13 protein-coding genes are annotated in these 13,558 nt (G+C 66.6%); 5 read left to right on the forward strand and 8 right to left on the reverse strand.

The genetic code is table 11. The features are described 5' to 3' along the window. Nucleotides 1–7 precede the first annotated feature (7 nt). Entirely contained in the window at nucleotides 8–985 is a 978-nt protein-coding gene (locus D7Y61_RS00785) for an ABC transporter substrate-binding protein (protein WP_180864558.1), read from the forward strand. 141 nt (nucleotides 986–1,126) lie between these two features. Here D7Y61_RS00785 and D7Y61_RS00790 read toward each other — a convergent pair whose 3' ends face one another. After that, entirely contained in the window at nucleotides 1,127–4,246 is a 3,120-nt protein-coding gene (locus tag D7Y61_RS00790; RefSeq protein ID WP_180864559.1) for a discoidin domain-containing protein, read from the reverse strand. Nucleotides 4,247–4,446: 200 nt separating this feature from the next. After that, nucleotides 4,447–5,523, reverse strand: coding sequence for an MBL fold metallo-hydrolase (locus tag D7Y61_RS00795; protein WP_180864560.1), 1,077 nt, complete (start codon nucleotides 5,521–5,523; stop codon nucleotides 4,447–4,449). Nucleotides 5,524–5,627: 104 nt separating this feature from the next. Here D7Y61_RS00795 and D7Y61_RS00800 point away from each other — a divergent pair, with 104 nt between their 5' ends. Further along, a complete protein-coding gene (locus D7Y61_RS00800) occupies nucleotides 5,628–6,239 on the forward strand; it encodes a TetR/AcrR family transcriptional regulator (protein WP_180864561.1) in 612 nt (203 codons plus the stop codon). On the opposite strand, the gene D7Y61_RS00805 is transcribed toward D7Y61_RS00800, so the two are convergent. From D7Y61_RS00805 to D7Y61_RS00820, 4 genes are all read right to left on the reverse strand, one after another. After that, entirely contained in the window at nucleotides 6,236–8,182 is a 1,947-nt protein-coding gene (locus tag D7Y61_RS00805; protein ID WP_180864562.1) for an EAL domain-containing protein, read from the reverse strand. The genes D7Y61_RS00800 and D7Y61_RS00805 overlap by 4 nt on opposite strands. Before the next feature lie 97 nt (nucleotides 8,183–8,279). Then, nucleotides 8,280–8,996, reverse strand: coding sequence for an SDR family NAD(P)-dependent oxidoreductase (locus D7Y61_RS00810; RefSeq protein WP_180864563.1), 717 nt, complete (start codon nucleotides 8,994–8,996; stop codon nucleotides 8,280–8,282). A 28-nt stretch (nucleotides 8,997–9,024) separates the two neighbouring features. Further along, nucleotides 9,025–9,753 (reverse strand): GNAT family N-acetyltransferase, encoded by a 729-nt coding sequence (locus D7Y61_RS00815; RefSeq protein ID WP_180864564.1) that lies wholly within the window; start codon nucleotides 9,751–9,753, stop codon nucleotides 9,025–9,027. 13 nt (nucleotides 9,754–9,766) lie between these two features. After that, nucleotides 9,767–10,432, reverse strand: coding sequence for an ArsR/SmtB family transcription factor (locus D7Y61_RS00820; protein WP_180864565.1), 666 nt, complete (start codon nucleotides 10,430–10,432; stop codon nucleotides 9,767–9,769). Between the two features lie 55 nt (nucleotides 10,433–10,487). Here D7Y61_RS00820 and D7Y61_RS00825 point away from each other — a divergent pair, with 55 nt between their 5' ends. Further along, entirely contained in the window at nucleotides 10,488–10,991 is a 504-nt protein-coding gene (locus D7Y61_RS00825; RefSeq protein WP_180864566.1) for a DUF2938 domain-containing protein, read from the forward strand. Nucleotides 10,992–11,062: 71 nt separating this feature from the next. After that, nucleotides 11,063–11,836 carry an APH(3')-II family aminoglycoside O-phosphotransferase gene (locus tag D7Y61_RS00830; RefSeq protein ID WP_258010164.1) on the forward strand — a complete coding sequence of 258 codons (774 nt, stop codon included), beginning with the start codon at nucleotides 11,063–11,065 and terminating at the stop codon, nucleotides 11,834–11,836. Here the strand turns inward: D7Y61_RS00830 and D7Y61_RS00835 are convergent. Then, nucleotides 11,809–12,393, reverse strand: coding sequence for a dihydrofolate reductase family protein (locus D7Y61_RS00835; RefSeq protein WP_180864568.1), 585 nt, complete (start codon nucleotides 12,391–12,393; stop codon nucleotides 11,809–11,811). The genes D7Y61_RS00830 and D7Y61_RS00835 overlap by 28 nt on opposite strands. Before the next feature lie 42 nt (nucleotides 12,394–12,435). On the opposite strand from D7Y61_RS00835, the gene D7Y61_RS00840 reads away from it, so the two are divergent. Continuing rightward, complete coding sequence (locus tag D7Y61_RS00840; protein ID WP_180864569.1) at nucleotides 12,436–12,999, forward strand: TetR/AcrR family transcriptional regulator; 564 nt, start codon at nucleotides 12,436–12,438, stop codon at nucleotides 12,997–12,999. Here the strand turns inward: D7Y61_RS00840 and D7Y61_RS00845 are convergent. Beyond that, nucleotides 12,996–13,424 (reverse strand): DoxX family protein, encoded by a 429-nt coding sequence (locus tag D7Y61_RS00845; RefSeq protein ID WP_180864570.1) that lies wholly within the window; start codon nucleotides 13,422–13,424, stop codon nucleotides 12,996–12,998. The two genes, D7Y61_RS00840 and D7Y61_RS00845, sit on opposite strands and share 4 nt — an antisense overlap. Nucleotides 13,425–13,558 lie beyond the last annotated feature (134 nt).

A 13,558-nucleotide genomic window follows, 5' to 3' on the forward strand; every position in this document is an offset into this window, starting at 1 on the left:
GAATGCCATGAGCCCTACAGCATCCCGTCGTCCCTCACGCAGTACCTTGTTGATCGCAGGTGTTCTGGTCATCGGCATCGCCGGCATCGTCTACTCGCGGGTGCGTGAGGCCCCGGAGGCTGCGGCGGTGGCCGCGACCAGCCTGGCCGGAGCGAACAGCACGGTGCTGAAGGGCACGCGCGATCCCAAGGCGCAGGCCCTGATTCCCGCTGGCTACCGCTTCGTCACGCCAGGTACGTTCACCGTGGCGACCCACCCGGGACAGCTGCCACTGGCCGACTATGGCGCCGACAGCAAGGACGTGGTCGGCATCGAGCCCGACATCGCGCGCCTGATTGCCGATGCGCTGGGCCTGAAGCTGGTGATCGTGCCGGTGGCCTGGGCCGACTGGCCGCTGGGGCTGGAATCGGGCAAGTACGATGCGGTGCTGTCGAACGTGACGGTGACAGAAGAGCGCAAGAAGAAGTTCGATTTCTCCAGCTATCGCTACGACCTGCTGGGCATCTACACGCGCACTGACGGGCCGATCCAGAAGATCGAGACGCCGGCGGATGTGGCGGGGCTGAAGGTGGTGGTGGGCGCCAGCACCAACCAGGACCAGATCCTGCGCCAGTGGGACCAGCAGAACATCGCCGCGGGCCTGAAGCCGGTGGAGTACCAGTACTTCGACGACGCGGTGGTCGGGCGCCTTGCGGTGATCACCGGGCGGGCCGATGTCTCATTCGAGCCCAATGCCACCGGCGCGTACTCAGCACGCGATGGCAAGGTGCGGCGCGTGGGCCTGTTCCCTGGCGGCTGGCCGAACGCCGCGGCGATCTCGGTGACCACGCGCAAGGGCAGTGGCCTGGCTGATGCGGTGACGCAGGCGCTGAACACCCAGATCGGCAGCGGCACCTATGCGCAGGCGCTGAAACGCTGGAACGTGGCCGAGGAGGCGGTGCCGCAGTCGCAGACCAACCCGCCGGGGTTGCCGACGCTGCAATGACGCCGGGCGCGGCCCAGCGCTACCTCCGTCTTTGTAGAGCCGAGCCATGCTCGGCTGCGGTTCGCGGCAGAAGCATCCACGCATGGCGTGGATCTACTCGCGGAGTCTGCCTGCTGTAGAGCCGAGCCATGCTCGGCTGCTCTACCAACGCGCCTCCAACGTCTTGAACGGTTTTGCCAGGCGCACACCCTCGGCATCGAAGTCGGAAACGCTACGACCATCCACACGCACCGCCTTCGGCATTGTCCGTGCCGGCCACCAGACCTTCACCGCCGTTCCGTTGCGCAGCCCCTCGCCAAGCGCCACCGTCAGCACGCCTTCGCGCTGCCGTGCCTGCATCTGCAACGTGCCATACGCGGTCGGCAGGCGCTCCACCGCCAGCCCATCGCCAGCCACCCACGACGGCGGCGTACCTGGCAGCAGCGACAGCGCATCATCGTCTTCGCGCATCAGCATGCCGAACAGCGTGCGGCCGTATTCCGCGCCGATCCACGTATGCGGCATGTCACCCAGATAGCGTGGGAAGCGCAGGCGCGAATGCACCACTTCGGCCAGCACCTGCCACTCAAGCGGGCGCCGATCATGCAGAAGCCCCTGCAGCAGCTCGTCGGCCACTTGTGGCTGGCCAAGGTGCACGTAACTCAGCACGTTGCGGATCTCGTACGGCGTGTAGGCGTACAGCGCACCGGGCTGGCTGCGCTTGCGCACATCCTCCAGGTAACGGGCGAAGGTGGTGCGCAGCGCTTCGGCGGGCAGCACGCTCTGTGCGCCGGTGGGGTCCAGCGCGATCGATACGCCGGTGGGATCACCATCGCCCAGATCGGCCGAGGAGGGTATGAAGTCGATGCCCTTCCACGCCATCGTTGCCCGGATCGAGGCGTGCAGCGCGTCGTACAGCGCCTTGTATTGCTCGCGTGCCCAGGCCGCGGTCTCGTGGTCGCCCAGCGATTCGGCCAGCCACGCGCCGTCGTGCCAGCCCTTCAGCCCCCAGTAGTCATCCCAGTAGCTGTGCGTGGGCGAGGGGTAGCCCTCGTGGCTGATCGACGGCGCAAGAACGCCCGCGAAGCGTTCCGGGGCTGGCTGATCGGCCTTGTAGCCGGGCACCAGCGTGCGTTCGCGCAGTTCTTGAAGGAAGCGCAGCGCCGCTTTCACTTTCGGCAGATAGGCACGCACCGATTCCGGTCCACCATCAAGGCGCGCGACATCGGCCACCAGCGCGACGTACTGGCCCTGGCTGTCGTACTCGATGTCCGAACCGAAACCGGTGTTGACACTGCCATCGTCGTTGAGGATCGGCGAGACCAGACCGTTGGCATGCACGCCGTGTTCGCTGTACCAGGCCAGGTAGTCGCGCGCGACCTTCGCTTCGCCCATGCGCAGCAGCACCGCCGAGGTGGCCATGCCGTCGCGGATGAAGGAACGGTTGTAGTTGCGCGGGCCGGGCTGCATGGCTGGGCCGGTCTGGTTGATCAGCATGTAGGCGGCCTGCGCGCGCAGCATGTCCACCAGTGAGGGATCGGGCAGGCGCAGGCCAACCTGGCCGAGTCGTGCCTGCCAGTCTGCGGAAGCCTGTTGGGCCAGCGTGTCGAATGCCCTGTTGGCGTCGCCTGGCAGCGAAGCCAGATCGAGCGGTGGGGCTTCGGGCAGCACACCGTTGGCATCTGCAGCGGCAGTGCCCAACGGGAAGGCGGCTACAATCGATTCGCTGGCACCCGGGGCCAGCGAGATACGGTAGTCCAGAGCGGCGGCGGCCAGACCCTGCTCATCGCGTGCCCGCTGGGTGGAAGGCAGCGTCCCAGCGGCGAGAGCCGAGGTGATTTCCGTTGCACCGTCCTTGCCGAAGGGCGCCGCACCGGACGCCGATACCGGCGTGAGCGAACGCAACAGCGTGCGGCCATTGATGCGCACGGCCTGACCGTCTACCGCAACGTCGCGGATCGGTGACAGACCGCCGTTCTGCCATGGTGGATTCATCTGCATCGGGCGCACGACGAGGCTGAGCGTGCCTTCGATCTTCGTGCTGCCGGTGTTGTGCAGGCGGTGGCGCAGGAACGTTACCGGCTGGCCATTACGTTCGATGGCGAACACTTCGCTGCGCAGTTCCAGCCCGGGCTGCGGCGACCAGGTCGTGGAGGGCATCGGCTTCCAGCCATCACGCAATGCATGCTGCACGTTCTGCCCGGCAGCACCCGCTGCGCTCCCATTGGCGCTGCGCCAGATCGGCTGCACCAGCGGCGCACCTTTGAAGGCTTCCAGGTTGCCGTACTCGTCGAAGATCGATTTCTGTCGCCCGGCATGCACACCAACAGCGGTCCAGTAGGTCTGCTGCATCTGCAGCGAGGCCGGGAACAACGCGCGCTGCGCACCGCTGGCGACGATCTGGTACTGCTTCATCGGTGTCATCACGGCTTTTGGGCCGAGCAGGCGCAGGCGTGCCATCTTTGGTACAGGACCCTCCACGCTCAGGCGGAATGCACGCACGGACTGTGCGGTATTGGCCGCGAGCCAGCTCTGCTTGTGATCCGCCGCCTGCGCATCGTGGGCCAGTTCCTGCCAGCGGCCTTGGGCGTCCTGTGCCTGCAGGCGGGCCGCACCGCGTGCGCCATCGGCCCATTCCACCAACAGTCCGGCCGTGGACTGCGCACGTGGCAGGGTGACGTCGAGCGTGTGGCTGCCGCCTCGCCCGGTCGGCAGGGCGACCGCACTGCCGCCTTGCCAGAGTGCGGCTGCCTGCGTTGCATCAATTCCGGCGACGCGTGCGCTGAGTGTGCTGTCCAGTGGCTCCATCTCGAAGATCGACACGCCCCAGTCGGAGGTGCGCTGCGGGCTGGCCAGCCGCAGGTAGCGTGCCGGGCGCGGTGCGAAGTACAGCGTTTCCACGTCGCCCAGTGAATCGGCCATCGTGTACGCGGTCTGCCACTGCGTGCCATCCATTGAGGTCTGCAGCAAATAGCCTTCCGGGTTGGAGACATCCCAGGTGAGGCGGACGCCTGCCATCATCGCGGGCGCCCCCAGATCGATCTGGAACCAGTGGCCAGGGCTGAAGGCACCGCCGGTGACGGTCTTCGGGTCGCCGTCGATCAGGTGGCTGATCGCCATCGCCGGCACTTGCTGCGAGGAACTGCTGGCTTGCCACTGACCGCGCGGGGGAAGGGGCTGTGCCTGCGCGGAGGACGCCAGGACGGCGAGCAGCAGGGGAGCGGCAGATCGCCACGGGAGAGCGGAGCGGGAGACCTTGGAGCGTTCGACGCGCAACGTCATTACGGACAGCCTCGCAGGTTCGACCGGAATCGGCGAGCGCTACGCTAGCAAGGGATGTAATCGGTTACATGACGCGCTGCAGCGCCCCAGGCCGTTTCTATGTAGAGCCGAGCCTGCGCTCGGCTGTCGTTCGGGTAGACGCAGCCGAGCATGGCTCGGCTCTACAGAGCCTTGGGATACATGACGCCCCGTCACGCCTGTTACAACTCCACCTGCTCCCACCAGCGCGTGCCCGCCTCTGGCGCCTGCATGTCCAGCGCTTCGCCCATCATCGGCGTGGCCACCGGCACGTTCTTCGCCGCGGCCAACGCGGTGATCCGCTCGAACGGCTGCTGCCATGCGTGCAGGGCCAGGTCGAAGGTGCCGTTGTGGATCGGCAGCAGCCACTTGCCGCGCAGGTCCAGGTGCGCCTGCAGGGTTTGTTCCGGCTGCATGTGCACGAACGCCCAGCGCGGGTCGTAGGCGCCGGTTTCGATCATGGTCAGGTCGAACGGACCGTACTTTTCGCCGATGGCCTTGAAGCCGTCGAAGTAGCCGGTATCGCCACTGAAGAAGATGCGGAAGTCGCCGTCCTGGATCACCCACGACGCCCACAGGCTGCGGTCGCTGTCACCCAGCCCGCGGCCGGAAAAATGCTGGCCCGGGGTGGCGGTCAGGCGCAGGCCGTTGGCTTCGGTGGAGTGCCACCAGTCCAGCTGTTCGACCTTGCTGGCATCCACGCCCCAGGCGATCAGCTGGTCACCCACGCCGAGCGGTGCAATGAAGCGCGCGGTCTTGCCGGCCAACTGCATCACGGCGGCGTGGTCGAGGTGGTCGTAGTGGTTGTGCGAGAGGATCACGCCGGCAATCGGCGGCAGCTCGTCGATGCTGATCGGCGGCGCGTGGAAGCGGGCCGGGCCCATCCACTGCACCGGCGAGGCGCGCTCGGAAAACACCGGGTCGGTCAGCCAGTACTGGCCGCGCAGCTTCAGCAGGATCGTGGAATGGCCGATGCGGAACAGGCTGCGGTCCGGCGCGGCGTCCAGCGTGGCGCGGTCCAGCGGCTGCACCGGAATCGCGTGATTGGGCACGGTGCCCTTGGGCTTGTTGAACAGGAACGTCCACCAGATCTCCAGGCCGTCGCGCAGGCCCATGGCCGGCTTTGGCAGGGCATTGCGGAACTTGCCGTCGCGGTACTGCGGCGAGTCGGGGAAATCGGGGAGGGACCAGGACTTGCAGAAGGTGTAGGCGGTCACGGCGAAAATTCCAAGCAGGAGGACAAGGAGCAGGCGCTTCATGGGTGACGTCCGCTGAGTACACTGCACAGTGTAGTTTCCGTTTTTTGAAAAGTACACTGCCGGGTGTAAAATGACGGTATTCGTTCAGCTATCCGGTTTCCGCCATGCCCCATGCCCCGCAACGCCTGACCGACCGCAAACGCGAAGCCATCGTGCGCGCGGCGGTGGAGGAGTTCCGTGCCTCGGGCTACGAGGCGACCAGCATGGACCGCATTGCCGAGGTGGCCGGGGTCTCCAAGCGCACCGTCTACAACCACTTCCCGAGCAAGGAAGCGCTGTTCTCGATGATCCTGGAGGAGCTGTGGGAACGCAGCGTAGCCAGTGATACGTTGCCGTACCGCGCCGACCAGACCCTGCAGGCGCAGCTGCTGCAGCTGCTGGGGCAGAAGCTGGACCTGCTCAGTGATGCCAATTTCATTGATCTGGCGCGGGTGGCGATGGCCGAGATCATCCATTCACCGGAACGCGCGCAGGCCATCGTCTGCCGCATGGGCGAGAAGGAAAGCGGCGAGAGTGCCTGGATCCGCGCGGCCATCGCCGATGGCCGGTTGCGCGAGGTCGATCCGGAATTTGCCGGCCACCAGCTGCACGGCCTGGTGAAGAGTTTCGCGTTCTGGCCGCAGGTGACGATGGGGCAGGCGCCGTTGAATGCGCAGGAGCGTGCACGCGTGGCCGAGTCGGCGGTGGCGATGTTCCTGGGCTTCTACGCAGTCTAGTTGGCGGCGAAACGGCGGAACTCGTCGGCCGGTAGCGCCGCCGAGTACAGGTAGCCTTGGCCGACATCCACGCCCAGTACGCGCAGCTGCTGCTCCTGCGCCAGGGTTTCAGTGCCCTCGGCCACCACGATGGCGCCACAGCGATGCGCGACTTCCACGATGAAACGCACGATGGACTGCGACTTGGCGTCGAACAGCGTGGCAATCAGCGCCTGCTCGATCTTGACTTCGGCGATGGCCAGCTGTGACAGCAGGATCAGGGTTGAATAGCCGGCACCGAAGTCATCCAGTGACAGGCTGACATCGGCGGCCAGCAGCTGCGCGATGTTGGCATCCACCACGTCGCGCTCGACGATCTCGGTCCACTCGACGATCTCAAGGCGCAGCATCGCGCCGGGGACCTCATGCAGCTGCAGCAGCTCGTGCAGGCGCAGGCCGAAGGCGGGCAGGCGCAATGACTCGGCCGAGACGTTCACGGCGATCTTCAGCTGCGTGCCATCGCGCAGGCACTGCTGCAGGAAGTGGACGGCCGACTGCAGCGTGGCCCATTCCAGCTCCGCCAGGCGGCCCTGGCGTCGCAGCAGCGAGATCACCCGCATCGGCGCGATCATCCTGCCCTCGGTGTCGCGCATGCGCAGCAGCGCTTCGGCGCCGACCAGCCGGCGATCCTGCAGGCGATGCTTGGGTTGGTAGCACAGCGGAGCATCGCCATGCTGCAGCCAGTGTTCGAGCGAACGCTCGATCAGGGCGTCGATCTCGCTGTCACGTTGGATCGGATCATCGAAGAACACCACGCCCGATTCGATCGCGCTCAGCGCCACGGTGATCGCGCGGAACGGAAGATGCCCATCTTCGTCATCGATCGGAGGCTTCAGCTCGACCACCGCACATCGGAACAGCGGGCGGAACCCTGGCCAGTCCCGGCTGACCCGGTCGGCCAGGTTGCTGGCAAGATCGGTGATCCGGGGCTGCGTGCGGAGTTCGGGCAAGGTCAGGTCGCGTACCAGGATGGCCAGCGCCGCATCGCCGAACTGATAGGTCTCCAGCTGCCCGGGCGGCAGCGAGGGCAGCAGCCGGTGCACCTCTTCCGTGCTGTCGCGCTGCCACAGTCCATTGTCCTGCAGCGGCCCATAGCGCAGGCGCAGATCACGCAGGTTGCCCATTTCGGCCACGATCAGGCAGGCCTTGCCGATACCGTCGTTGTCGCGCCAGAAGTGCTGCAGGCGTTCGCCGAGCGCGCGCATGTTGGGCAGGCCACTGATCGGGTCGATGCGCAGCCAGGCTTGTTCGCGTTGGCGCTGCACGTCGATCTGCGCATCGTTGTAGACCAGCGCGAACACAGCACCCAACATCAGCAGCGAGAGCGGCAAGGCCAGCAGCCGCTGTATCGCCAGTTCTTCCACCGGCAGGTGATGGGCGCCGATGATCGCCACGCCCAGTGCCAGGCCGAGCGCGGTCACGGCGATACGCACGCCCCAGGCCTGCAGGATCATGCGCGCCGACAGCTCTGCCAGCATGCGCGGGTGCAGGCGCCTGCGCAGCCAGACACCGGCCAGCATCTGCAGGGTGGACTCCAGGCTGGCAGGCATGAAGAACTGGGCGCCGGTGAACTGATATCGGGCCAGCAGGCTGGCGGCCAGGCAGACCAGGCCACCGCGCCAGCCCCCCAGCAGGCCGCTGACCAGCAGGATGTCGAAGCCGAGGTGGAGCTTGACCACGCCCTGGCTGTAGCGGGCCACGAACCAGGCGTTGAACAGGTAGATCAAGCCCAGCGCCACGCCTACGTACAGGCGTCGGCCTTCAATGGCGTGGCCGCCACGGCGGGTGGCGATCAGCAGTACGCCGATCATGCCGATCACCGCCGTGGCCTGCAGCAGGTACAGGGGCAGGCTGGGCAGGGCGCTGTCCAGGACCTGGGCCAAGACCGGTGGAAGCGCATCCATAGCAGGTTCCCGCCTGTGACCGACGGCCAGTGAGCAGCAGGGTAAACCACAGCGGCCCATGCGGCCAGCGAGGCTGTCCGGCGTTGCTCACCTGGGGTCAGTAGCGCGGGTCGGCGATGGCCGGCAGCACCAGTTCGCGCACGAAGCCGGACGGCGACAGCTGCAGCAACGCGCGCACCATGGCCACCACGTCGTGTACCGGTACCAGCTCGCCATCGCCGCGCGCTGCCGCCTCGGCCAAGGGAACTGACAGTGCATCGTCGGTGTTGAGGTACCCCAGCTGCAGGCTGGTCACCGCCAGGCGGCGATCGCGGAAGCCTTCGCGCAATGCATCGGCGATGCCGTTGAGTGCGAACTTGGAGGCACCGAAGGCGACTTCCGGGCGGCCGCTGCGTGGCAGCGCCGAGGTCGAGCCGGTCAGCACCAGCTGTGGGCGCGGTGCCTGCAGCACGCGCGGCAGCAGGCGGCGCAGCAGCATCAGGGTGGCGGTGACGTTGACGTCGATCAGCTGTGCCAGTGCAGCATCGGATTCATCGAGGAAGGCGTACGCGTCGCTGAAGGCCTTCTCTTCCCAGATGCCCAGGTTGTGGATCAGCACATCGATATCGGCCGGCGCCTCCGCTGCGATCTGGTCGGCAGCCAGGGCGGGTTGGGCCAGGTCGGCTTCGATCCACTGCAGGGTGACGCCTTCGGGGCATTGAATGCCGCGCGGGCGATTGCGCGAGACCCCGACAACCGTGTCGCCGGGCTGGCACAGGCCTTCAACGAATGCCCGACCGAGGCCCCTGCTGGCGCCGATCACCATCAATTTCATGTTGCTTCCTTGTTCTGCATGGGCGGCCTCAACGGGCCGCGAGGATGATGTCCCAGTCGCCGAACGCACACAGGCCGCTGCGTTCGGCAGTGATGATCGAGGCCCTGTTGTCGAGCTGGCAGCGGTACTGCGGTTGCAGCCCGGTGGCGTGTGCGAACGCGGCCATGGCGTGCACCAGCTGGCGGGCGTGACCGCGGCCGCGGGCCTCGGGCAGGGTCAGCACGCCCATGTCGGCCAGCGCCGGGTCAAGGCTCCACGGATACATGCTGCCGGCAGCGACCAGTCTTTGCCCGTCGAAGATGCCGAACACCTGCCAATGGTCCAGTTCGACCCAGGCCGCATCGAGATCCTGTGCAGTGGCGCTGTTCTGGAACACGTCGAACACGGCAGCATCGTCCGGGCCGAGGAGACGGAGGTGTGGCGGGGCAGGGTGCTGGGCCAGGACCGCAAGTACTGCGGCAGGGAAATGGAAGACGCGGTCGGCGCCATGCGTGTGCCGGCCCGACTCCTGCAACCGCTGCCGCAGCTGCGGCAAGGTCCAGTGCGGCTGCTCCTGCAGCTGCAGGTGATCGGCCAGCGCAGGGCGCAGCAGTGCACGTGCGGGGCCCACGACCGGTTGCAGCAGCATGCCGTCCTCACCCTCATCGAAGGCATCGCTGCAGGCCAGGTGCAGTAGCGGGTCGTTCTGCAGCGTGCGCGTCCCGGCGAACATGCCCTGCCAGGCGTCATGGATCATCGGGGAAAAGGCATCATCCATGACAAGGTCCTGCTCAGTGCGCGGGGAGTTCCACCTGCAGGCCGGCGGCTTTCCATTCCGGATAGCCGGCAGCGAGGCGCTGCGCGGTCAGTCCGGCGTCGCGCAGCAGGGTGACCGCAGCGCTTGAAAGCACGCAGTAGGGTCCGCGGCAGTACGCAACAATGTGGACGTCACGCGGCAGTTCGTCCATCCGCTCGCGCAGTTCCGTAGCGGGAATGTTCAGGGCGCCAGGCAGGTGGCCCAGCGCGAATTCCTCCTGCGGACGCACATCCAGCAGCACCACTTCGCTTCGCTGCGCCAGCAACTGCTCCACGGTCATGCCTTCCAGCGTGTCGCGTCGGTGCACGCTGTCGGCGATGACGCCGTGCATCTCGCTGCGCTGATGCTCGGCATAGTCGTGCAATGCCGCCAACAGGTTGCCCAGCGGGCCGTCACCGCTGCGGTAGAGAATGCGTTTGCCATCACGGCGGGTCTGGACCAGGCCGGCGCGGCGCAGTTGCTGCAGGTGCTGGGAGGTATTGGCCACGGTCAGGCCGGTCAGTTCGGACAGGCGTTCCACCGCACGTTCACCCTGGGCGATGTGCTCCAGCAGCGCCAAGCGGTGTGGATGGCCCAGGGTCCGGGCGATCTCGGCCAGCGCCTCCAGGGGGGAGGAGGTCGGATGGGTTGAAGCGTTCATGATGGGCACGCTACCATCGATCTATCATTCAAGCAAATAATTGAAGGTATGCATCATGGACGGATCTTCGGCGTTCCTGCCGGATGCGGTCGCGATCGGCGTCGGCGCCACCGTTGTGCTGGACCTGTGGTCGCTGCTGCAGCGCCGGGTGCTGGGCATTCCCACGCTGGATTTCGGCATGGTCGGCCGCTGGCTGGGCCATCTGCCCAGAGGACGGTTCCGCCATGAGGCCATCGGGCGCGCTGCGCAGGTGCCGGGCGAGCGTGTGCTGGGCTGGTCCGCGCATTATCTGATCGGTGTGGTCTTCGCAGCGGCGCTGCTCGCCGTTGCCGGGGAGGGATGGGCACGTGCGCCCACTCTGCTTCCGGCATTGCTGTTCGGCATTCTCAGCGTGGCCGCGCCGTTCTTCATCATGCAGCCCGGGATGGGCGCGGGCATTGCGGCATCCAGGACGCCCAGCCCGCTCAAGTCGCGCCTGCGCAGCCTGCTTGCGCATTCGATATTCGGACTGGGCCTGTACCTGAGTGCCTGCCTGCTGGCTGCAATCCGCGCCGGATGAGCGAGAATCCCTGGGGTCACCGACAACTGGAATACCCCCGCATGGACGCAGCGCACACAAGTACGGACGGCATGCTCCTGCCGCAGGCGTGGCAGGACGCCCTGGCCGGCGCACGCGTCGAGCGGCAGTCGATCGGTGTGTCGCGTGCCGACGTCGCCCGCGTCCATCGATCGGGCCAGGCCGATGCCTTCCTGAAGTCGGAAGTGATCGATGCCTTCAGCGAACTGGGTGATGAGATCGCCCGGCTGCGTTGGCTGCAGGCGCAGGGGCAGCCGGCGCCCACGGTGATTGCCACCGCCGAGGAAGCGGGGCGGCGCTGGTTGTTGATGAGCGCGTTGCCCGGCCGCGACCTGGCCTCCTCGCCGGAGCTCGCGGCGAGGCAGGTGGCAGTACTGATGGCTGACGCACTGCGTGGCCTGCATGCGATGCCTGTAGCCAACTGTCCGTTCGATCAGCGGTTGGCATCGCGCCTGCAGGCCGTACAGGCACGCGTCGAGGCTGGGCTGGTGGATGCCGATGACTTCGACGACGAGCGGCTGGGCCAGAGCCCGCAGCAGATTTTCGCCGAGCTGCGCGCTACCCAGCCCGCACATGAAGATCTGGTGGTCAGTCATGGCGATGCCTGCCTGCCCAACCTGATGGTGGCCAATGGGCGGTTCACTGGCTTCATCGATTGTGGCCGGTTGGGCGTGGCCGACCGCTATCAGGACCTGGCCCTGGCCGCGCGCAGCCTGGTCCACAATTTCGGTGAGACCAGCTGTGTCGCGACGCTGTTCCAGCGCTACGGTGCGGTGGCCGATGAGCGCCGGATGGCGTTCTACCGGTTGCTCGACGAGTTCTTCTGAGGCAGCAGGCGGATACCGACCTGCAGCAACCCGTTGCCGGCCGGCGCGGCGGTGGTGAACTGCAGTGCCACGGACTGGGGCAGTACGTCGAACAGGCGTACGCCGCCGCCCAGCAGGATCGGCAGCCAGGTCAGTACCAGTTCGTCCAGCAAGTGGGCCTGCACCACTTGGCGGACCATCGCGCCCCCATCGACATACACGTCCTTGCCAGCGGCGAGGGTGCATGCCCCCTCAACCAGATCACCAATGCTGCCGTGTGCAACCTGCACATTGCCGGGAGCGTCATGGAGTGGGCGATGGCTGGCCACGAGCACCTGCAGGTCGCGGTACGGCCACTCTGGCATGGCGGCAACCACATCGTAGGTGGTGCGCCCCATCAGCAGGCAACCGATGTCGGCGATGAAGCGTGGATAGTCCACATAATCCGGCGCAGCAGCCAGATCGCCATCGCGGGCGTGGTCCACGTTGAGCCAGTCCAGGTCGTTGCCTGGGCCGGCGATGTAGCCATCGAGCGAGCTGCCCACATAGGCGCGGATGCGTGATCGAGCTGGGTTCATTGCGGGCCTTTATATAAACGAATATTCATTTATAGTGTGCCGATGACGCGCACCAAAACCATCCCCGACGAACGTGTGGTCGACCTGGCTGTGGACCTGCTGGTGGAGGCGGGCCCGCAGGGCTTCACGCTGGCCGCGCTCGGAGCGCGTGCAGGGCTGTCGGCGGCGACGCTGGTCCAGCGTTTTGGCAACCGTGCCGCGCTGCTGGAAAGAGCGATCAGCCGCTCCAGCGAGCGCCTGGTCGCTGCGGTGCCTGCACCTGCAGTGGCGACGGTGGCGTCACTGGTGGGTTGGCTGGGCGCGCAGACCCGCGGCATGGAGACGCGCCAACGGTTGGCCGGGCACATGGCGCTGCTGATGGAAGACCTGCGGACGTCCGGCGGACGCCGTGCGGCCTTGGCCAACGCGCATGTGCTGGAAATGCGGGCCGGCATTGCCGGACAACTGCAGGCGATGGGGTTCATCGACGCGGAGGTGGCTGCCTCCACGGTCGAGGCACACTGGCATGGCCTGGTGATCCAGTGGGGCCTTGCCGGCAAAGGCAGCCTGCGTGCCTGGGTTGAATCCGGCCTGCTGCAGGTGATCGCGATGCTGCCCAGGCGCTAGCGGCGCGGGCGAATCGAGTGCGGCTGAGACCGCGCACGGCTGGCGATGGCCGCGCAGATCAGGCCACCGACCACGCTCAGGTGTTCCAGCGCGAAGAACAGCGCCAGTTGTTGCTCCGCACCTTGCTTGGTCCAGAAGGTGTGCACGATGACGATGGTCAACAGCATGAACACCGCAAGCGCACCGCTGCCCAGCCACAGCAGGCGATCAAACAGCAGGCACAGTGAGCCGCCCAGCAGCACCACGGCACTGGCGATGTTGAACAGTGCAGGTGGGTGCAGCCCGGCCGCCTGCATTTCGGCGACGCTGTTATCCCACGCCATCAGTTTGGCCAGGCCCGAGGACAGGAACACCACGGCCAGCAGCAGGCGGGCGAGGAACCACAGCACGCGGCTGTCGAGCAGGGTGGCGATCATCCGTGGCATGCAGGAACTCCGGGAGAGGATGGGGCAGGCCGCGCAGCATCGGGCCTCAACCGCAGTTGAGGTCAAGGTTGGCTGAACGAAGCCCGGCGATGGCCTGGCGTCCATCTATTAAATGGACGAACGTTCGTTCACTA

It is taken from the genome of Stenotrophomonas maltophilia, from assembly GCF_013464485.1.
Lineage (GTDB): Bacteria > Pseudomonadota > Gammaproteobacteria > Xanthomonadales > Xanthomonadaceae > Stenotrophomonas > Stenotrophomonas maltophilia_AW.

Coding starts and splice junctions, on each gene's coding strand:
- D7Y61_RS00785 (WP_180864558.1), top strand. CDS start 8: ATGAGCCCTACAGCATCCCGTCGTCCCTCACGCAGTACCTTGTTGATC.
- D7Y61_RS00790 (WP_180864559.1), bottom strand. CDS start 4,246: ATGACGTTGCGCGTCGAACGCTCCAAGGTCTCCCGCTCCGCTCTCCCG.
- D7Y61_RS00795 (WP_180864560.1), bottom strand. CDS start 5,523: ATGAAGCGCCTGCTCCTTGTCCTCCTGCTTGGAATTTTCGCCGTGACC.
- D7Y61_RS00800 (WP_180864561.1), top strand. CDS start 5,628: ATGCCCCATGCCCCGCAACGCCTGACCGACCGCAAACGCGAAGCCATC.
- D7Y61_RS00805 (WP_180864562.1), bottom strand. CDS start 8,182: ATGGATGCGCTTCCACCGGTCTTGGCCCAGGTCCTGGACAGCGCCCTG.
- D7Y61_RS00810 (WP_180864563.1), bottom strand. CDS start 8,996: ATGAAATTGATGGTGATCGGCGCCAGCAGGGGCCTCGGTCGGGCATTC.
- D7Y61_RS00815 (WP_180864564.1), bottom strand. CDS start 9,753: ATGGATGATGCCTTTTCCCCGATGATCCATGACGCCTGGCAGGGCATG.
- D7Y61_RS00820 (WP_180864565.1), bottom strand. CDS start 10,432: ATGAACGCTTCAACCCATCCGACCTCCTCCCCCCTGGAGGCGCTGGCC.
- D7Y61_RS00825 (WP_180864566.1), top strand. CDS start 10,488: ATGGACGGATCTTCGGCGTTCCTGCCGGATGCGGTCGCGATCGGCGTC.
- D7Y61_RS00830 (WP_258010164.1), top strand. CDS start 11,063: ATGCTCCTGCCGCAGGCGTGGCAGGACGCCCTGGCCGGCGCACGCGTC.
- D7Y61_RS00835 (WP_180864568.1), bottom strand. CDS start 12,393: ATGAACCCAGCTCGATCACGCATCCGCGCCTATGTGGGCAGCTCGCTC.
- D7Y61_RS00840 (WP_180864569.1), top strand. CDS start 12,436: ATGACGCGCACCAAAACCATCCCCGACGAACGTGTGGTCGACCTGGCT.
- D7Y61_RS00845 (WP_180864570.1), bottom strand. CDS start 13,424: ATGCCACGGATGATCGCCACCCTGCTCGACAGCCGCGTGCTGTGGTTC.